Origin of the sequence: Paenibacillus sinopodophylli (assembly GCF_005930355.1) — a bacterium.
Taxonomy (GTDB): domain Bacteria; phylum Bacillota; class Bacilli; order Paenibacillales; family Paenibacillaceae; genus Pristimantibacillus; species Pristimantibacillus sinopodophylli.
Genome location: NZ_VDBO01000001.1, coordinates 1350749 through 1369040, shown reverse-complemented (window position 1 = coordinate 1369040; position 18292 = coordinate 1350749). Strand labels below are relative to the sequence as shown.

Genomic DNA, 18292 nt, shown 5'->3' with positions numbered 1-18292 from the left:
AGCGATGATCGATTGCGAGGGTCTTGTGAAGATATACAAAACCGACGATCTGGAGGTCGTCGCTCTGCAGGGCCTCAACTTGAAAGTAAACGAAGGCGAACTGATGGCAATCATCGGCAACAGCGGCAGCGGGAAATCCACGCTGCTCAATACATTGGGCGGTCTTGACCGCCCTTCAGCTGGCCAGGTGCATGTGGGTCCTTGGGATCTTCTCAAAATAACCGAAGAGGATCTTGTTAAGTACAAGAGGGAGACAGTGGGCTTCATATGGCAAAATAATGCTCGGAATTTGCTTCCATACCTCTCTGCACTTGAGAATGTAGAAATGCCGATGATGTTATCGGGCAAGGTTGACCGCGCATATGCCAAGCAATTGCTGGAGTGGGTCGGACTGAAGGAGCGGATGCATAACAAGCTTCATCAGCTGTCAGGAGGAGAGCAGCAGCGGGTCGCAATTGCGATTTCACTCTCGAATCGTCCGAAGCTGCTGCTTGCCGATGAGCCAACAGGCTCTGTGGATACAGCTACTTCAGATCTGATTATGGGCATCTTCCGCAGACTTAATCGCGAGATTGGCATAACGATCGTGATCGTTACGCATGATCTCACACTCGCAGGCAAGGTTGACCGCGTGGTCGCTATCCGTGACGGCTTAACGAGCACAGAGTTTATAAAACGAAATCCGAACATTAATGCTGATGGGGGTGAGGCTGACCTTCCCGTCGCTGCGAGTGGATTGCAATCTGTGCACGAGGCCTATGTCGTAGTAGATCGGGTTGGACGGTTACAAGTGCCTAAGGAGTATTTGACAGCTTTAAACATTAAGGACAAAGCAACGATGGAGTTTGACGGCGAGCGGATTATTATTACTCCGCCGAAATCATTGGGGGGTTAAATCGTATGAACAAAAAACGTTTTTCAGGATTGGGTATTCGCAAATTGACTTTAGTTAGCTTAACGCTTGCGTTGCTAATTGGATTGCTGGCTGCATGTAGCAGCGGTTCAGAGGATTCGACAGAGAAACGGGTACTGCGGATTGGCGTTTTGTATGGTGGATCGGATAATGAGCCGTACTTCCGTCAGCAGTATACCGATATGTATGAAATGTCTCATCCGAACATCGAGTTTCAAATCGTAGGTGCCATCAATTACGATGATCAACGCTTCGAGCAGTCTGAGCCAGCGAAACCGGTAACCCAGGCTGATCCGTATGAGAAAATGAAAGAAATGCTGAACGGTTCGAATCCAGTTGACGTAGTCGTTCTCGATTACAATATGCTTCGCCGCATGACCCAGGATAACTTGCTTCAGCCTCTAGATCCATTAGTTTCTCAAGATAAATTCGATCTTTCCGATTATGTTCCTACCGTAATTGAGGGAATCAAGTCTGCGGGCGACGGCAATCTATATGCCTTGACACCAACATTCAGCTCTTCCGCACTCTATTACAATAAGAAGCTGTTTAGTGATGCTGGCGTAACGCCTCCAACGGATAAAATGCAGTGGGCAGATGTGCTTAACCTTGCGCGTCAAGTAACGAAAGGTGAGAATGAGGATCGTACATTCGGATTTTCATTCAATCGCTGGCCATCTGACGGCTTTAACGACACACAAATTTACAGCCAAGCGCTTCAACTGAAAATGTGGGATGACAAAGGTGAGAAAATGCTCGTAAACAGCGAGCAATGGGAAAATGTATGGAATACCGTGTCTTCCCTTTATCAAGAAGAAATTATCCCTACACAAGAATATGTTAACAGTATTAATGAGAAGTTAATTGCTGATGGCGGCAACGGTAATGATCCGTTCTATGGCGATCTGTTCATCAAAGGTAAAGTAGCGATGACGATTGGTGATTACGGTTATATCAATGAATTGAAGAAAGCATCGGATAACGCATCCAAAATCAAGGATTTCGAGCCGGTTGACTGGGATGTCGTGACGGTTCCGGTTCACCCGAATGATCCTGAGGTAGGCGGAAGCATTGCGCTGAGCCAATTGATGGGCATCAACAACAAAGCACAAAATGATAAAGACGCTTGGGAGTTCATTAAGTACTCGAACAGCAAAGAATGGGCGAAGTTGAAGTCGAGAAGCACTTACGAGATGGTTGCACGCAAAGAGTATTTGACGCCAATCGGTGGCTTGCAATACAACATGAACGCTTTTACTACACTTAAGCCGCTTCCTCCGACAAGCACGGATGCTGAGAAGATATTCCGCGATAAACCAGGTATTTGGGAAGCTCAATCACCAGGATATGAGCTTTTCCAAGAGGTTATTAAGAAGACGAAAACAGCAAAAGAAGCACTTGCCGAATGGGAAACTCGCGGCAACGCTGTGCTTGAACGCCTGAAAACGAATCCTAATGGAGAAGTGGACGGCGGAGGCGGCCCGATCGACATCATGCCAGTGCCTAGATAAGGTAGATAATCTTAAAAGCCTGGAAGCGATGCTACAATCGCTTCCAGGCTTTTTGTGTGGAAAATAGTTATCCTCTTAGCAGAAACGATTGATACGCAGTCCAGGAGCCGTTATCGGTCTGGTAGAGAAGGTGAACGCGGTCGATTTTTGAAGAGAGATTAATCTCCTGCATGCGAAGGTTCCCGTATAGATCATGCAGCTCATCGGCTGAGAGCTCTTGCCCGATCGTAACATGAGGTGTGAAGACATACTTTGCTGCTTCAAGGACGAGTGGACCGCTGCATATGCTATCGTGAAGCTGCTGCGTCATATTCGTGTCTTCCAGAGCCATGTAGAGTACGTGGTTGACAGGGTAGAAGGTAGAAACACGGTTCAATTGGATAGTGAACGGAGACAGCGTAGAGGTTACTTGCTCCAAATGCTCTACAGCATGCTCAAGCTCCTCGTGCGTCCATTCGGCTGCTTCCCTAATTGTTAGATGAGCAGGGATGGCGGAGTAGTGAGGATCATGCCGTCTTCGCAAGCTGTTCGCGAAATCCTGTACATGCTTTTCCGGAAAAACAACGATACCATATAACATGGGCTTCAGCTCCTTCGAAATGGTCTAATTTGAGTATACCCGATTTGCATATAAAGTAAGAATCGATGTATGTCTTATACGGATTGTTGTAAGTGAAATAGAGAGTGTAAGCTCTTGTTGAAGATTACTGCTGCTTGCAATGGTAATATTCCAATTTCGGGGTATTCTAATGACTATAGCCTTTATGGATGCGGTAAATGGCGGCTTAACCTTATAGCAGTGGAGGGATTCGCATGAGATGGGTGTATTGGGTTCGCCTATACGAAACGAAGTTCCAAGCGGGTTGCTTGGTTAGAAGAATGGAAAATGATTGGTGGATTAATGGTTATGAGAGTCCACATGAAGTAGAAGTATTTCGATCGAAGAAAGGTCGATTTGGGGTAAGATTTATCCCTTAAAATAGATTAAAAAATAAATTAGAATATTTTGCTTGACTTAAAACATGCAACTATAGTATATTATTTTATGTCGCCATTTCAAGAAGCTTTGCTCAAATGGATAACGTCGCGGGGTGGAGCAGCCCGGTAGCTCGTCGGGCTCATAACCCGAAGGCCGCAGGTTCAAATCCTGCCTCCGCAACCAACCTTTCGATGAACACGTTGAAATATACGGTTTACGAGGGCCCTTAGCTCAGTTGGTTAGAGCGGTCGGCTCATAACCGATTGGTCGGGGGTTCGAGTCCCTCAGGGCCCACCATAAGCAAACTTTTACAACATGCCGGGGTGGCGGAACTGGCAGACGCACAGGACTTAAAATCCTGCGGTGGGTGACCACCGTACGGGTTCGATTCCCGTCCTCGGCATAAGAAGAAAAGACTAAGATCCCTTGATACATAAGGGGTCTTTTCTTTTTGTACAGCTATTTCCTATTCGACAAAATCAAGAAGAATGAGCGTCATTTTGACCGTTGGGGACGGATTGGGGACGAACTTTCGGATCGAACTTATCAAGGTGCGAAGCAGTCTTACGACTGAGCTTTTTTGTAACGTGAGCATACGTGTCGCTGGTGACTTGCGAAGTAGCATGTCTAAGGCGATGTTGTATTTCTTTTATTGATGCGCCTTGCTCCAGCAAGTAAGTTGCATTCGTATGTCGGAGCCCATGCAGGGTTACATACCTGAACTTATTATTATCGCACCAGTCTTTCCAGCGTTGTGTGGGTGTTGTGTGATAGTAAGGTTTTCCTAACCCGGAATGGAAAACGAAATTGCGAGCGCCACCTTGCCACTTATCCATCAGTTTCATTTTAAGTTTTCGGTTCGCTTTGACGTGAGTAGCCAACTCGTCCATATACCATAGAGGCATGTCAACGTAATCGTTAGAAGCTTCGTTCTTAGTGTCGGTTATATCAGCTTTACTATTTTTGGTACTAGAAATACTTTCATCAATTCGCAGCCTGGAATTTATAAAATCACAGTCATCAATTTCAAGCGCGATCAATTCGCCACGTCTAAAACCACCTACGATTGCACCAAGAAAATACATACGCCAAACAGAGTCAGTTTCGAGAAGTGCATTAATGACTGCTGTCGCTTCATCCTCCTCGTAATAGTTCTTTCGATCCTTCCTAGCTTTTTTGTCTTCTTTACTAATCTGTGGGCGTTTGACGCCATCAAGTGGATTGATTTTAAGCACGTTCCACTCCGCGGCCCTCTTAAATATGCTCATAGTCACGTCATACGTGTACTGGATCGTCCGAGATGACAGTTTGTCTTTGCCGCCGCGCTTATCGACGCGAGCGCCTGGCTTTCGCATATCGGCAAACAGTTTTACCAATTGCATTGTTGTGATCTCGTCGATGCGCTTGTGTCCAATTTGTGGAAGCACATGGTTATTGATCTTCGAGCAGTGTGATTGTAGAGTGGTACCCTTTTTTAGTTCTATTTCCGCATATTTCGGTATCCACTCTTTCTCATAGAAATCTATGAATGTCAGTTTGGCAGGGGCGATGTAATTCCCGCTAAGTACTTCCAGTTTGAAGGCTGCTAATTCATCATCCAAATGATCCTTCAAGCGTTTTGTCGTTTTCAACAAGGCTTCGTCTTCGATTTCGATAGTTTTCCTTGGCCGATTACGCGTGCCATCCGCATTTAGCCCAAGGTCTACGGTAAGACGCCACTTGCTCGCACCGCGCTTCTCAATGCTTCCTTTTGCCAATTTTCTTCCTCCTAAAGAACGTATGTTCGTTTTTTTGGTATATGTAAACAGCCTTTCAGCCGAGAAGCGAAAGAATGAATTGTTATGATTTTTTTTATGTTAAAGTACTGCTTTTAAATTGCTTTGTGATCGAGGATATTCATCTTCCCACGGTTTTAAAAGCCCATTTTTGAAAAATAGGGTTTCTGATCCACAGGTAACACAATAACGAGCATTGCCTGCTGCAACAGTGTCACATTGCCATTCTATATATCCGTTATTATCATAATCAACATTAGAGCATTTATTATTAACTGGTGCAGCGCAAATTTTACAATATGACCCTTGATCTCCCACCTCTTCATTCTGACAACGTCCACATACTGTAACACGTCCATTTAAGTCTGTTGTATGGCCTGAATATATCATGTTATCGTACCTCTTTCCTTTTATAATTTCTTCGGATCCACAAATAGGGCAGAAATTACATTGCTCATCAGAAAAAACTGCCTGACAATCTAAACAACTGTGTGCATATAGGTGGTGGTGAATTGCTTTGTTAAACAGTTTAATTAAGTTGTCCTTGAATATTTTACCCATTTCAAGTCCTCTTCTAATAAAGCTCAATACGTTTACAGCAGCCTCATTAGAAATTAAACATATATCCGATATAGTTACAACATCAAGTTTGCCTATTGCAACTAGTACACTCGAAGGGGCTAATAAAGATCGTGCGAAACAGTTCGCTTCTTTTTCAAAAACGTTATATTCTTTTTCAGATAAACGATTCCTTGTCAATTGAGTCCTATCTGATCTTTCATTGTGCTTTAATAAGTAGTGGCCTAACTCGTGAGCGATCGTCCATCGAATATGCCCCAAATTCGATATCGTATTATTGTACAGAATCAAGTAGCGTCCTTGTTCTGGCATGTACCAACAACATCCGCTCTCACTATCTGTAATTTCAACAACATCAGCAATAGTAATATTATGGATCTCAGAAAACCATGTATAGCTTTTGATCTGTAGATTAGGAAATGAGTCATAAAGCCGTTCCAATTCTATAGGCAGAGAATCGATTTTGAGAGTCTCTAATAACGCTCTCGCCGTTTTTTCAGCAGTAGCAAAGTCAGCTTTTATTGTTATCTTCCCCTTCAAACGCTTCTTCAAACGCCGCTTTGACCATATTTAACATCTTCTTCTTGTCTGTTGGAGTCATATTTTTTGCTGCTCTTTGAATAGCTCTAATTTCTGGTTCGTCAGTTAAATGGGGCATGGTTGATACTTCTAGGATGTTTATCTGTATCGGTTGTTCTTGAATTGATACGTCTAAATCTTTCGTTGAGTATCCTGCAGCTTCAAATAGACTCTTATCGTCAACTATGAATTTATATGGATTTTCATTGGCAATTTTCTTTAACAAGTCCAATGAAGGTTGCACTGTAGAAATTCCATAAGCGTAATCTTCTATGATTCCTAGATCAATACCTGTATCCTCTGCAAACTGCTCACATGTTCTTCTATTCATGATAATCCTAAATAGCTCCTCGAACCTAGTAAGATCAAAGCCATATAGCACAATATCAACTGATACTTTGAAATGGTCAGCAACTTTTTGAATTTTATCAATAGATGGTGAATTCTTATCCCAGTTATAGATTGCACCATTACCAAAACCTAATTCTTTTTCAAGCTTTGGTATTGAAGTTTTAGCATCCTTACATAAAACCCTAATATTTTCTACGATACTCATTCCAATTCTCCCTTTACTGCAAAATTTGAACCTAATATTTTCGGGAAAACTGTTGACTACCCTAAAATATTCGGGTAATATGATCTCAACAGCTTAATTAATAGCAAAAAGCAACAAAAAAACAGAGGTCGAATGACCTTCTTTTAAAAATCGTTCCCAAACGACGTTTATTTTGTTGTCGCTTCTTTCTGATATTAGAATATTTTCTGTCTGATGTCAACGATTAAGCTGTTATTTAAACAAAAAATTGGAAGAAGGTGAATGCGAATGGCGAATTACACTGAATTTGGAGCTGAAGCACGTAAGATTATGCTTCAAAAAAATATCAAGATGAAAGACGTTGCGAAAGAAGTTGGCGTTTCTGTAACATATGTGTCTGAAATTTTCAAAGGCACGCGTCCTGGTAAGAACCAAAAGCCAATCATTGCTAAGATGCTTGGCTTGGAGAGCGAGGTAATGGCATGAACCTTCGCTTAGAAAATTGGTTTGGGCACGAGATTCGCTTCGCTTTGGATGCGACAGGCGAATGGGTTGCTATTGCCAAAGACATTGCTTCTGCATTGCAATACAGCGATACAAATGCTATGACGCGGCATCTTAAAAGTAAATTTCTTACAACCGTCAGATTGACGGGTATGAATCAAAATTTCACTGCTTTATACGAACAGGGGATTTACAAAGCGATAACTCGATCACAAAGACCAGAAGCAGAAGAATTTGAAGACTTTATGTTTGATATTATCAGACAACTTCGGCATTCAACTGGTCTCGAAGGGTTCCAAGTTTTTCGGCTGCTCGATAAGGAACATCAACGTGAAGCTATGGCTCGGTTGTCTAAATCACTGGGAAATCCGGTTCAATTGGATTTTATTAAAGCAAATACGATTGCCAACAAGGCAGTCAGTCTAGCACATGGCCATAGCAAAATGATCAAAAAAGGCGAAATGACTCCAGATATGTTGATTGATAGAGGGCCGATTCTAGATGAAACGGTTGAGCTTATGGGAGTGGCTGAACGTTTTTCGTTACCGATCAAGGTTAGCGAAACAATCTATCAGAGGCACACTAGGAAGGTGACGATATGAACCTTTCAATAGAAGCTACAATTCGCGCCATAATTGCAGAGGAAGTTGCTGTTGCTGAACGACGCATTAGGGAAAGCCTGAGCGTTCAATCAGATGTAACACTATCGTTTCAGGAAACTTGTGATTATCTATCCATGAGTGAATACACGCTTCGCAAGCTTTGCCGCACAAAGAAAATTCCACATCGATTAGTTGGAGCTGACGGCAGCAAGAATCCGCGATACCTATTTAGCTCTGGTAGCTTAGATAAGTGGATGAAGCAGCAAGAGCAGGTTAACTACAGGGAGCAAACGCCATGACTACGCTAAACGAATCGACGAATCATATTCGTCTTGTTGATACCATTAAGCAGCTTTGCAAGAGCAATGGGACATCTATTTCGAAAATTGAAAAGGATCTATGGTTTGGCCATAACACGATTTACAAGTGGGAAAAGCATTCTCCATCGATTGAAAAAGTGCTTCAAGTCGCCCGTTACTTAAATGTTTCTGTTTTGCAACTGATTCACAATTCAGATTGTATCGAGTCTTCAACGCCAATCGAACCAACTGAACTGGACAAGCTCCACGCTGCATTTGAGGAAGCTGTCCAAGTCAGGCTGCATGAGATCCAACTTGTTGCTGATAGATTTGGACAGTTGCCCATCGACCCTGTAGACAATTCTTCGCTGATGATCGCTGTTAATACTGAAGCACATGTAAGGTACTGGAAGGCGGTGTACAACAGTGAACAAAGCTGAGTCTGTAAGTTTTGCCGCATTGGAAGTGTCAGAGGCTATCGCATCATTGGAGAAAGCCAAGAAGGCGCTTCTGGATGCACGTAGCGAGCATTATCTGCCAATCGCTATTAAGCTGGCAGATCTGAAACAGATCTATGGCATCCTGACAGATGACGAGGAGGCATAAGGTGGATAGCCTTCTTTATTCTAGCGAAGGAGGTGAGAGGGAATGAGTGTAACAGGCCGCGTATGGCGTGAGCTGACGCATGATGAACGTATGGTATGTCTGCGATTTGCAGCTTGGGAGAATCAGAAGCGCATGAAAAAGGCTATCACGGGTTAGGAGCCGTAATAGCCGGATAAATCAAAATAGTAGGGCTATTGTATCATGCAATGGTCTTGAACGGAAGAGGGTAGATGTATTGAATACAGCAGCTACTCAGCTCGAAAACGTGATTGACCAGCATCATAACCTAATTGGATTCGTTGTTAGGCGGTACCGTTGGGCGATTGGACAGCACGGAATTACAAGCGATGACCTGGAGAGTGAAGCTATGATTGGCATGATTAAGGCACATCATCGTTTTGATCCAAGTCGGTTGAATAAGTCTGGCCATCCTGTCCGCTTTGCTTCATTCGCGATTCCGTATATTTTGGGCGAGGTGCGCGATTTTCTAAAAAAGAATCAGCCATTGAAGGTGTCACGAAACATATACGAGCTGGCAGGGAAGATTTTGAGAGGCAATTTATTGGATAAGCCAGCAGCCGCGATTACAGAGGAAATACCCTGTAATGAGGTAGAAGCACAGCGGGCCCTGAAGTATCTTCGAGAGTCTAAGCCAGCATCATTGGAAGCTCCCGTTGGCGAGGATTCTTCTACATTAGCAGATATCCTGCCAGCAGGAGTGGACGAAACGGCAGCCGACGTCTCGCTATTTGAGAGCCAGTTGGATCCGTTGGAACTAAAATGGCTCGAGTTGCTCATAAGGGGAAGCGATGCGGAAACGGCGGCAAAAACGTTGAATATTTCCACTACTCGAATGCGCTGCTTGTCTGCAGAGCTGCGTCGTAAAGCTATACATTTCTTCGATTATAAAGGAGGCAGCACCTTGAAGCAGTTGACCAAGGCTTCATATGTAGCGCTAAAAGAGAAAGGCATTTCAGATAACAAGATTTCCAAAGACTACGGCATTTCTACAAGCTTCATATATGAAAGTAAGAAAAAGTGGGGGATAGTCGGATTGACACGTAAGCAAGGAGCCTTTGTTGAAGATGGACCTGCACAACCTCCGAGCTTATCTCAGCAGCCGCCAGCGGACAACTGGCAGGAGAAATACGAGGGGCTGTCGGCGGAATATGATGCTTTTTGGGAACAGCGGAATGAGCTGCAGCAAGAGAACGAGTTGCTGAAGGCCTTGCTTAAAAAATATCTGTAGGAGGCGGTTCGCTTGTCTCAAGTCGTCATAACCCTATTGCCGCCTGAATGCCATGTCTGCGGGCAGAAGATGGAGAGCCAATTTCTTCGACCTTTTCCGGGAGCACCTGACATTAAGGCCTGCCCGATCTGCATTGCAACCTATACACAGGAACGCCAATCCAAAAGCAAAGGAAGAGGAACACATGATCAAAATAACCAAACTCGAAGCAGAAAATATCAAACGCGTAAAGGCCGTTAAAATCGAGCCGATACAGTCCGGACTAACCATTGTGGGTGGCCGAAACAATCAAGGGAAAACCAGTATTCTCGATGCGCTTGCTTGGGGGCTTGGTGGTAATCGCTACCGTCCATCACAGGCGGAACGGGAAGGATCGGTTGTGCCTCCTTATCTCCATATCGTGCTCAGTAATGGCCTGATCGTCGAGCGGAAGGGTAAGAACAGCGACCTGAAGGTCACTGACCCGAACGGCCAGAAGGGCGGTCAGCAACTCCTAGATAGTTTCGTCGAAGAGTTGGCTATCGATCTACCAAAATTCATGAACGCCACGAACAAAGAAAAGGCCAACATCCTGCTGCGGATCATCGGTGTCGGTGATAAGCTGCATGCGCTAGAGGTCCAAGAGAAGGAATCTTTCAACCGCCGGCATGCCATTGGTCAAATTGCTGACCAGAAGGCAAAGTTTGCGAAGGAACAGCCGTATTTCCCTGATGCGCCTAAGGAGCCTATTTCCGCATCGGAGTTGATTCAGCAGCAACAGGGCATCCTTGCCCGCAACGGCGAGAACCAGCGTAAGCGGCAGCGACTGAGTCAGTACCAAACGTTGTATGCGAATCAAGGCCAAGAGGTAGAGCGGCTGAAAGCTATGCTAACGGACGCCGAGGCTAAGTATGCTCAGACTGGGGTGGATCTTGAAGACGCCCAGAAGGATTCCCTACAGCTTCATGATGAATCGACAGCAGAGCTTGAGGCTAACATCCAGCATCTCGACGAGATTAACCGCAAGGTACGTGCGAATCTGGATAAGGACAAAGCTGAAACAGATGCAAGTGATTACCGTCAGCAGTACGACACGCTGACAACTGAGATTAACGGGATCCGCGCACAGAAAACAGAGCTATTGGAAAACGCTAATTTGCCGCTTGAAGGCCTGTCTGTTGAGGATGGAGAGCTGATCTATAAAGGGCAGCGCTGGGGAAATATGAGCGGATCTGACCAGCTTAAGGTTTCTACTGCTATCGTACGTAAGCTTAAGCCAGATTGCGGCTTTATCCTGCTGGACAAGCTCGAGCAAATGGACATGGATACACTAAATGAGTTTGGTGCTTGGCTGGAACAAGAGGGCCTTCAGGCAATTGCCACAAGAGTTAGCACTGGGGAGGAATGCAGCCTAATTATAGAAGACGGATATGTAGCTGGGCAAGAAGGTGTAACGCTCCAGCAGCCTCCAGGAGAGATTGATCCGGGTCCAACATGGGAATCATCATCGACTGCAAATTGGAAGGCAGGTGAATTTTAATGCAAGTCATCAGCGGTAAGGTTCAGAAGGCAAAGAAGGTCGTTATCTATGGTCCGGAGGGAATTGGTAAGTCATCGCTGGCAGCTCGGTTCCCACGTCCAGTATTTATTGATACAGAGGGATCCACTACCGAATTGGACGTTGATCGGACGGCGAAGCCTTCAAGTTGGGAGATGCTTAACCAGCAAGTCGCATGGGTTAAGCAGCAGGGCAACAGGTTCGGAACACTAATAATTGACACGATTGACTGGGCGGAAATGCTTTGTGTGGAAGGCGTATGCTCCTCTCACCAGAAGAAAGGCGTCGAAGATTTTGGCTATGGTAAAGGTTATATCTTCGTGGCCGAGGAGTTTGGACGCTTCCTGAATCTGCTTAGCGATGTTATCGAAGCTGGTATTCATGTCGTGCTATCAGCCCATTCGCAGATTGTGAAATTCGAACAGCCGGACGAGATGGGGGCATACGACCGTTATCAGTTAAAGCTTGGTCAGAAGACCGGCTCACGGACGGCAGCTCTCGTCAAGGAATGGGCCGATATGGTCCTCTTCATCAATTACAAGACATTTTCGGTGGCAGCAGATAAGGATGGTAAGAAGCATAAGGCACAGGGTGGAACACGCACGGTTTACGCCACGCATCACCCGGCGTGGGACGCAAAGAATCGGCACGGGTTGCCAGATGACTTCCCACTCGAATATACATTTATTGCTCATATCTTCGAGCAGGGAGCAACGGTCCCAACTGGTGTTAATCCACCGTCACAGCTAATCCACCAAGTACAGGGACAAATGAACGGAGGGGATACGTCGCCGCAGACACAAGCACCTGCCGCAACAGCTCCACCTGCAGCACCGATAAACCAATCACCAGCTCCATCGGTGGTCGTGTCGCCGCTTGATCCTAATATTCCGAAATCACTTCTGGATCTGATGACACAGCACCATGTGACAGAGTCAGAGATTCAGATTGTCGTTAGTGCACAAGGTTATTACCCAATGAATACGCCAATCGCCAATTATGATCCTAATTTTATCAATGGTGTGTTGGTTGGAGCTTGGCCGAAAGTATTTGAAAAGATTCAAGAAGCGAGAACGCAACTTCCGTTCTAACAAAAAATTCTAGGAGGACTTATACATGACGCAAATTAACGAACGTGAACTGGGATGGGACGACACAATTGAAAAGGACGGTGGAGGCGGCTTCGTGCTGCTTCCTGCGGGAGATTACTTTTTCACGGTTGCTAAGTTTGAACGCAGTCGCTTTAACGGAAGCGAAAAAATGCCAGCTTGCAACCAAGCAAAGTTGGAGTTGACTGTTCATTCTCTTGAGCATGGAGACGTAACTGTATTTCACAACTTGTATTTGCACACTAAGACTGAGGGCCTACTATCCAATTTCTTCTCTTCCATTGGTCAAAAACGTAAGGGCGAACCGTTGCGTATGAACTGGAATGCAGTTATTGGTGCGAAAGGCAAAGCGAAGATGGAAGTCAGGAACTATAAGAGCCAAGGCGAAGACAGATCAGCAAATCAGGTCAAATCGTTTTTTGCCTATGAGGATGCTTTCCCGGCAGGGCAGCAGGCACCGGCACAAGGCTACCAGCAGCCGCAAGGGTATCAGCAACAGCCTTCACAACAAGGGTACCAAACGCCACAACAGCCACAACAACAATATCAGCAGCCGCAGTCCCAAATGCCATTCCCTCCTGCTGGTCAACAACCAGGCGGTTATGTCCCAGGGCAGTTTTAGGAGGCTATCATCATGGCTATGAAACTACGAGACTATCAAGAGGAAGCCCGCGCGTCTATTCAGACGGAGTGGGAAAAGGGAGTCCGGCGAACGTTGCTGGTTCTCCCGACAGGCTGCGGCAAGACGATCGTGTTTTCAAAGGTAATTGAGGACCGGGTTGTATTGGGCGAGCGCGTGCTCGTCCTTGCACACCGAGGTGAGCTGCTGGACCAGGCCGCTGACAAGTTGGAGAAGTCCACCGGATTGATATGCGCAACAGAGAAAGCGGAGCAGACGTCGATCGGTAGTTGGTACCGTGTTGTCGTCGGTAGCATCCAAACATTAATGAGGGATAAGCGGTTGCGGCAATTTGCTGCAGATCACTTCGACACGATTATCATCGATGAAGCTCATCATTGTATATCTGACAGCTATCAGCGCGTGCTGCAGTATTTCGAGGGAGCCAACGTTCTAGGCGTTACAGCTACGCCGGATCGTGGCGACATGCGTAACCTTGGATCCTACTTCGAGTCATTAGCCTATGAGTACACGCTACCCAAGGCAATTAAGTCAGGGTATCTCAGTCCAATCAAGGCCATGACGATTCCGCTGCAGATCAATCTAAGCGCAGTTGGCCAACAAGCTGGAGACTTTAAAAGTAGCGAGCTGGGAACAGCGCTGGACCCGTATTTGGATTCAATAGCTGCAGAGATGTGGAAAGTGGCGAATGATCGGAAGATTGTTGTTTTCCTACCACTCGTTAAGACTAGCCAGAAGTTTGCTTCTATATTAAGTGCAATTGGATTTAAGGCTGCTGAGGTAAACGGAGATTCACAGGACCGTTCGCAGATATTAGAGGACTTTGATAGTGGTAAATATAACGTCTTGTGCAACTCTATGTTGCTAACCGAGGGTTGGGATTGTCCAAGCGTAGATTGTGTTGTTGTCTTACGACCGACTAAGGTACGTAGCTTGTATAGTCAGATGGTCGGGCGAGGTACCCGGCTGTTTCCGGGCAAGGAGGATCTATTGTTGCTCGACTTCCTTTGGCATACAGAGAAGCATGAGTTGTGTCACCCGGCACACCTTATCGCAGAGAATGAGGAAGTTGCTCAGGCTATGACTAAGCAGATCGAAGAGGCAGGCATACCGATGGATCTGGAAGCAGTTGAAAAGACAGCTGCCGAGGACGTCATTGCCCAGCGTGAAGAAGCTTTGGCCAAACAGTTAGCAGAGATGAAGCGCCGCAAAAGGGCATTAGTTGATCCACTGCAATTTGAAATGAGCATTCAGGCTGAAGACTTGGCCAGTTATGTTCCTTCCTTCGGCTGGGAGATGGGGCCGCCGAGTGATGCCCAAGTGAAGACGCTTGAGAAGCTTGGAATCCTTCCTGACCAAGTAGACAATGCAGGCAAGGCGACTAAGCTGCTCGAGCGCCTAGATAAACGACGCGAAGAAGGTCTAACAACGCCGAAGCAGATCCGTTTCTTGGAGCAACGCGGCTTTGAACATGTTGGTACCTGGTCATTCGATACGGCTAAGAAGCTGATAGATCGGGTTGCAGCCAACGGATGGAAGGTACCGGACGGCATTACTCCTAACGGGTACCGACCAGAAGCCTGATACAACATATTGAATAATTAAGTGACCTAGTAAAAAGGAAATACCCCTCCAATACCTGAAGGGGTGGTTAACGAGGAGGGGGTGGCTGCCGAGTTATCCCAGACTTATTTTATTCAAGTACTTGATAAACGGTACCTGATGCACGGAGGAATGAGTTGCTACGTTTATTAGTAACCTTTACCATAGCCTCCGATACCGCCGACATTACCGCAGCCGCCGAAGCTTCCAATACCACAACTACACGCTATAATAACCAACAAAATAAACAGTACCAGAATAAAACCAATATTGTGATTAGCACCACCAACAAATCCAGACATCAATCATGCACCTCCTACGTTTTGAGTACTCTTTAAGTTATGTACTGGTGTTATTAAGTGACTGGGTATTTACAGAGGAGGTAAATGACCAATTCCAATTGTCATTAAGGGGTATTAGCAAGGGATGTATATGAATACAAAAATACATGAGTAAAGTACTTGTAAGCAGGGGCGGAACTTATGAAAAAATTGCCCCTGCAGTAAGTGCTTAGTTAATTTCTATTAGAAGATTTATTTTTACCATTGCAAAAACATGAACACATAATGACCATTTGCTTTTTTTTCTCATTGATTTTCAACCTCCTATCTATAGTTGGAGTGCCGGCCAGCAACTCTTGAAGTAATCATAAGTTGTTATTTAGGTTATAGAAAGCTCAGATTTTTTGATAAATCTTACCTTGACCTAGTGTTATTGAATGTGGTAATAGAAATCGATTACGCATATTTCGTGGTTAATATCAACAAGAAAATCACGCAAAACCACGCAAATATTTTGAGAGGTAGGGTAGCACGTATGGAACATAAACTGGATCTCATTGCTTTATTAGGCTACGTTGATCCTTCCTATCTAAACTATCAGGAATGGGTCAACGTAGGCATGGCCCTCAAATACGAAGGCTATACAGCCAGTGACTGGGATGAATGGAGCAGAAGAGACGGCGGAAGATATCGCCCAGGAGAATGCTTCAAGAAGTGGACAAGTTTCGAGGGGTCTGGCTCACCAGTTACAGGCGCTACGATTACTCAGATGGCCAAGGATAACGGTTGGATGCCGCGTTCAATGGGACGGGAAGATCGTGAGCTCGGCTGGGATGATGAAATATCGGGCGGCGATTATGTTGTCGTCGATCGGAATTGGATAGAAGGCAAGGAGATCCACGAACCCAAGGATTGGAACCCAGTACAGCAGCTAACCAAATACCTTCAAACGTTGTTCGAACCTGCTGAAAACGTGGGCTATGTTACGGATACGTGGCAGAACGATGAAGGCAAGTATTTACCCACTAAAGGGGCATCGGATCGTACTGCTGGCGAGCTGATTGAATTACTTCACTTGTGCGAAGGCGATATAGGCAAAGTCTTTGGTGATTACAAGCCAGAGGCAGGGGCTTGGATCCGCTTCAATCCTCTCGATGGTAAAGGTGTCAAAAACGATAACGTCACTGAGTTTCGATATGCGCTCGTCGAGTCTGACACTATGGACATTGAGAAGCAAAATGCCATCATGCGGGAGCTAGAGCTGCCGATAGCTGCTATGGTTTACAGCGGAGGTAAAAGCCTGCATGCCATCGTTCGAGTAGAAGCCTCTAATTACGATGAGTACCGTAAGCGCGTTGACTATTTATATAACGTCTGCAAGAAGAATGGACTGGCCATCGATAACCAGAACCGAAACCCGTCTAGGCTGTCACGTATGCCTGGCGTTGAACGTAACGGCAAGAAGCAATTTATTATCGATACGAATATTGGTAAAGCGAACTGGGCCGAGTGGCATGAGTGGATTGAAGGCGTTAACGACGACCTGCCGGATCCGGAAAGCTTGGATGAAACTTGGGATAACATGCCGGTGCTGGCTCCACCTTTGATCCATGGCGTGTTGCGACAAGGTCATAAGATGCTTATGGCTGGACCGTCTAAGGCAGGCAAGAGCTTCACATTAATTGAGCTGAGTATTGCCATAGCAGAGGGTGACAAGTGGCTTGGATGGCAATGCACGCAAGGCAAAGTATTATACGTTAACCTTGAGCTCGACAGAGCCAGCTGCTTGCACCGCTTCAAGGATGTGTACCAAGCGCTCGGCATGTCAGGACATAACATAAGCAAAATTGATATCTGGAACCTGCGTGGGAAGTCGGTACCGATGGACAAGCTGGCACCGAAGTTGATTCGGAGAGCGGCCAAGAAAGGCTATATCGCTGTTATCATTGACCCGATCTATAAGGTCCTGACGGGCGACGAGAACAGCGCCGATCAGATGGCACACTTCACTAACCAGTTTGACAAGATAGCAACGGAGCTCGGCGCTAGTGTAATTTACTGCCATCATCATTCAAAGGGTTCACAAGGCGGCAAGAAGTCGATGGATAGAGCATCCGGCAGTGGCGTGTTCGCCCGCGATCCGGACGCGCTGATCGATTTGGTAGAGCTCGACATAACGGAAGCTTTATTGAAGCAAGAGGAAAACAAGGCTGTATGCAAAATCTATCAACAGTACTTTGAAAAATACAATCCAGCCTACCTGAAGGAGCATGTCTCTCAGGATGATCTACTAAGTGCTAAGGCGATTGAGGACCATGCCAAGCGTGCTATGCCTGATCAGATGGGGAACGCATGGGAAGAGATCAAGCAAGCACTGCAGAGCGTACGTATCCGTTCAGCTTGGCGTGTGGAAGGCACACTGCGAGAGTATCCGAAGTTTGCACCGGTCAATATGTGGTTTCAATACCCGATCCATAAAGTGGATGATAGCGGCAGCCTGAAGGACATCGAGCCGGAGGGTGAGTCATCAGCTCCTGCATGGAAAAAGGCAACGGACAAGCGGTCATCTAAGGCTAAAGAGGAACGCAGGAGTAAGGCCGAGGAATTTGAGGACGTTGTAAGTAACTGTAATTTTGGAGAGCCGCCTACTGTACTTGATGTCATCGCATGGTATGGATCTACTGGCAAAGAGGTGGCCGAGCGTACCGTACGAGATTGGATCAAGAAATATGGTTATGAAATTGATCGTTCGATTGGCTTCCGCATTGTCAAGAAAGAAGAACAAGAGGATGAATAGTTGCGGCGGCAATCATGTTTTATGGATGTTGCGAGTTCTCGCGGCAATCATCATTTTAAGGTCGCCGCAACTTGCGAAAGTATGATTGCCGCAATGCCGCGATAAGTTGCGGGGATCTCCTATATATACACGCGATTGTATGTTTAGACTTAATGACTAATCTACTAAGGTAACCGGTAGGGAGAGAGAAGGTCG

The 18292-nt window shown here is 45.8% G+C and carries 19 protein-coding genes and 3 tRNA genes; 17 read left to right on the top strand and 5 right to left on the bottom strand.

Going from position 1 to position 18292, the window contains the following annotated elements:
- Positions 1-4 precede the first annotated feature (4 nt).
- Both FGT79_RS06335 and FGT79_RS06330 read left to right on the top strand, forming a co-directional pair.
- Positions 5-895: an ABC transporter ATP-binding protein gene (locus FGT79_RS06335; protein ID WP_138752948.1), complete on the top strand. Its 891-nt coding sequence runs from the start codon at positions 5-7 to the stop codon at positions 893-895.
- Positions 896-900: 5 nt separating this feature from the next.
- Positions 901-2424 carry an ABC transporter substrate-binding protein gene (locus FGT79_RS06330; RefSeq protein ID WP_138751887.1) on the top strand — a complete coding sequence of 508 codons (1524 nt, stop codon included), beginning with the start codon at positions 901-903 and terminating at the stop codon, positions 2422-2424.
- Between the two features lie 67 nt (positions 2425-2491).
- Here FGT79_RS06330 and FGT79_RS06325 read toward each other — a convergent pair whose 3' ends face one another.
- Positions 2492-3004, bottom strand: a complete 513-nt coding sequence (locus FGT79_RS06325; protein ID WP_138751886.1) for a 2'-5' RNA ligase family protein — start codon at positions 3002-3004, stop codon at positions 2492-2494.
- 233 nt (positions 3005-3237) lie between these two features.
- Between FGT79_RS06325 and FGT79_RS30995 the strand changes: the two genes are divergently transcribed.
- The 4 genes from FGT79_RS30995 (at position 3238) to FGT79_RS06310 (ending at position 3806) form a co-directional block, all read left to right on the top strand.
- The gene (locus tag FGT79_RS30995) at positions 3238-3402 is read left to right on the top strand and encodes a hypothetical protein (RefSeq protein ID WP_171056099.1); all 165 of its coding nucleotides are present in this window, start codon (positions 3238-3240) and stop codon (positions 3400-3402) included.
- Between the two features lie 107 nt (positions 3403-3509).
- Positions 3510-3586, top strand: a tRNA-Met gene (locus FGT79_RS06320).
- A gap of 37 nt (positions 3587-3623) precedes the next feature.
- Positions 3624-3700 (top strand) — tRNA-Ile (locus FGT79_RS06315).
- A gap of 20 nt (positions 3701-3720) precedes the next feature.
- Positions 3721-3806 (top strand) — tRNA-Leu (locus FGT79_RS06310).
- Between the two features lie 76 nt (positions 3807-3882).
- On the opposite strand, the gene FGT79_RS06305 is transcribed toward FGT79_RS06310, so the two are convergent.
- The 3 genes from FGT79_RS06305 to FGT79_RS06295 form a co-directional block, all read right to left on the bottom strand.
- A complete protein-coding gene (locus tag FGT79_RS06305; RefSeq protein WP_138751885.1) occupies positions 3883-5160 on the bottom strand; it encodes a tyrosine-type recombinase/integrase in 1278 nt (425 codons plus the stop codon).
- Between the two features lie 99 nt (positions 5161-5259).
- The gene (locus FGT79_RS06300) at positions 5260-6309 is read right to left on the bottom strand and encodes an ImmA/IrrE family metallo-endopeptidase (RefSeq protein ID WP_138751884.1); all 1050 of its coding nucleotides are present in this window, start codon (positions 6307-6309) and stop codon (positions 5260-5262) included.
- Entirely contained in the window at positions 6269-6892 is a 624-nt protein-coding gene (locus FGT79_RS06295; protein WP_138751883.1) for a helix-turn-helix domain-containing protein, read from the bottom strand. Before FGT79_RS06295 ends, FGT79_RS06300 begins: the two co-directional genes overlap by 41 nt.
- Positions 6893-7159: 267 nt before the next feature.
- Between FGT79_RS06295 and FGT79_RS06290 the strand changes: the two genes are divergently transcribed.
- From FGT79_RS06290 to FGT79_RS06245, 10 genes are all read left to right on the top strand, one after another.
- Positions 7160-7357: a helix-turn-helix domain-containing protein gene (locus FGT79_RS06290; RefSeq protein ID WP_138751882.1), complete on the top strand. Its 198-nt coding sequence runs from the start codon at positions 7160-7162 to the stop codon at positions 7355-7357.
- Positions 7354-7977, top strand: coding sequence for a BRO-N domain-containing protein (locus FGT79_RS06285; protein ID WP_138751881.1), 624 nt, complete (start codon positions 7354-7356; stop codon positions 7975-7977). The genes FGT79_RS06290 and FGT79_RS06285 overlap by 4 nt, the downstream gene beginning before the upstream one ends.
- Positions 7974-8276: a helix-turn-helix domain-containing protein gene (locus FGT79_RS06280; RefSeq protein WP_138751880.1), complete on the top strand. Its 303-nt coding sequence runs from the start codon at positions 7974-7976 to the stop codon at positions 8274-8276. The genes FGT79_RS06285 and FGT79_RS06280 overlap by 4 nt, the downstream gene beginning before the upstream one ends.
- Positions 8273-8716, top strand: a complete 444-nt coding sequence (locus tag FGT79_RS06275; protein WP_138751879.1) for a helix-turn-helix domain-containing protein — start codon at positions 8273-8275, stop codon at positions 8714-8716. The genes FGT79_RS06280 and FGT79_RS06275 overlap by 4 nt, the downstream gene beginning before the upstream one ends.
- Positions 8703-8882 carry a hypothetical protein gene (locus FGT79_RS06270; protein WP_138751878.1) on the top strand — a complete coding sequence of 60 codons (180 nt, stop codon included), beginning with the start codon at positions 8703-8705 and terminating at the stop codon, positions 8880-8882. The genes FGT79_RS06275 and FGT79_RS06270 overlap by 14 nt, the downstream gene beginning before the upstream one ends.
- 235 nt (positions 8883-9117) lie before the next feature.
- On the top strand, positions 9118-10131 hold the full coding sequence (locus FGT79_RS06265; protein ID WP_171056098.1) for a sigma-70 family RNA polymerase sigma factor: 1014 nt from the start codon (positions 9118-9120) through the stop codon (positions 10129-10131).
- Positions 10132-10315: 184 nt separating this feature from the next.
- Entirely contained in the window at positions 10316-11650 is a 1335-nt protein-coding gene (locus tag FGT79_RS06260) for an AAA family ATPase (protein WP_138751876.1), read from the top strand.
- Complete coding sequence (locus FGT79_RS06255) at positions 11650-12759, top strand: ATP-binding protein (RefSeq protein WP_138751875.1); 1110 nt, start codon at positions 11650-11652, stop codon at positions 12757-12759. Before FGT79_RS06260 ends, FGT79_RS06255 begins: the two co-directional genes overlap by 1 nt.
- 25 nt (positions 12760-12784) lie before the next feature.
- Positions 12785-13399: a hypothetical protein gene (locus FGT79_RS06250; RefSeq protein ID WP_138751874.1), complete on the top strand. Its 615-nt coding sequence runs from the start codon at positions 12785-12787 to the stop codon at positions 13397-13399.
- Positions 13400-13411: 12 nt separating this feature from the next.
- Positions 13412-15001, top strand: a complete 1590-nt coding sequence (locus tag FGT79_RS06245) for a DEAD/DEAH box helicase (protein WP_246096176.1) — start codon at positions 13412-13414, stop codon at positions 14999-15001.
- A gap of 167 nt (positions 15002-15168) precedes the next feature.
- Here FGT79_RS06245 and FGT79_RS30990 read toward each other — a convergent pair whose 3' ends face one another.
- Complete coding sequence (locus FGT79_RS30990; protein ID WP_171056097.1) at positions 15169-15321, bottom strand: hypothetical protein; 153 nt, start codon at positions 15319-15321, stop codon at positions 15169-15171.
- Between the two features lie 514 nt (positions 15322-15835).
- Between FGT79_RS30990 and FGT79_RS06240 the strand changes: the two genes are divergently transcribed.
- Positions 15836-18097 (top strand): AAA family ATPase, encoded by a 2262-nt coding sequence (locus tag FGT79_RS06240; protein ID WP_138751873.1) that lies wholly within the window; start codon positions 15836-15838, stop codon positions 18095-18097.
- Positions 18098-18292: the final 195 nt, after the last annotated feature.

What these genes read in the sequence shown, in the direction of transcription:
- FGT79_RS06260 (WP_138751876.1), top strand. Translation starts at nt 10,316, where the DNA reads ATGATCAAAATAACCAAACTCGAAGCAGAAAATATCAAACGCGTAAAG.
- FGT79_RS06285 (WP_138751881.1), top strand. Translation starts at nt 7,354, where the DNA reads ATGAACCTTCGCTTAGAAAATTGGTTTGGGCACGAGATTCGCTTCGCT.
- FGT79_RS06325 (WP_138751886.1), bottom strand. Translation starts at nt 3,004, where the DNA reads ATGTTATATGGTATCGTTGTTTTTCCGGAAAAGCATGTACAGGATTTC.
- FGT79_RS06245 (WP_246096176.1), top strand. Translation starts at nt 13,412, where the DNA reads ATGGCTATGAAACTACGAGACTATCAAGAGGAAGCCCGCGCGTCTATT.
- FGT79_RS06290 (WP_138751882.1), top strand. Translation starts at nt 7,160, where the DNA reads ATGGCGAATTACACTGAATTTGGAGCTGAAGCACGTAAGATTATGCTT.
- FGT79_RS06330 (WP_138751887.1), top strand. Translation starts at nt 901, where the DNA reads ATGAACAAAAAACGTTTTTCAGGATTGGGTATTCGCAAATTGACTTTA.
- FGT79_RS06240 (WP_138751873.1), top strand. Translation starts at nt 15,836, where the DNA reads ATGGAACATAAACTGGATCTCATTGCTTTATTAGGCTACGTTGATCCT.
- FGT79_RS06295 (WP_138751883.1), bottom strand. Translation starts at nt 6,892, where the DNA reads ATGAGTATCGTAGAAAATATTAGGGTTTTATGTAAGGATGCTAAAACT.
- FGT79_RS06280 (WP_138751880.1), top strand. Translation starts at nt 7,974, where the DNA reads ATGAACCTTTCAATAGAAGCTACAATTCGCGCCATAATTGCAGAGGAA.
- FGT79_RS06255 (WP_138751875.1), top strand. Translation starts at nt 11,650, where the DNA reads ATGCAAGTCATCAGCGGTAAGGTTCAGAAGGCAAAGAAGGTCGTTATC.
- FGT79_RS06275 (WP_138751879.1), top strand. Translation starts at nt 8,273, where the DNA reads ATGACTACGCTAAACGAATCGACGAATCATATTCGTCTTGTTGATACC.
- FGT79_RS30990 (WP_171056097.1), bottom strand. Translation starts at nt 15,321, where the DNA reads ATGTCTGGATTTGTTGGTGGTGCTAATCACAATATTGGTTTTATTCTG.
- FGT79_RS06335 (WP_138752948.1), top strand. Translation starts at nt 5, where the DNA reads ATGATCGATTGCGAGGGTCTTGTGAAGATATACAAAACCGACGATCTG.
- FGT79_RS06250 (WP_138751874.1), top strand. Translation starts at nt 12,785, where the DNA reads ATGACGCAAATTAACGAACGTGAACTGGGATGGGACGACACAATTGAA.
- FGT79_RS30995 (WP_171056099.1), top strand. Translation starts at nt 3,238, where the DNA reads ATGAGATGGGTGTATTGGGTTCGCCTATACGAAACGAAGTTCCAAGCG.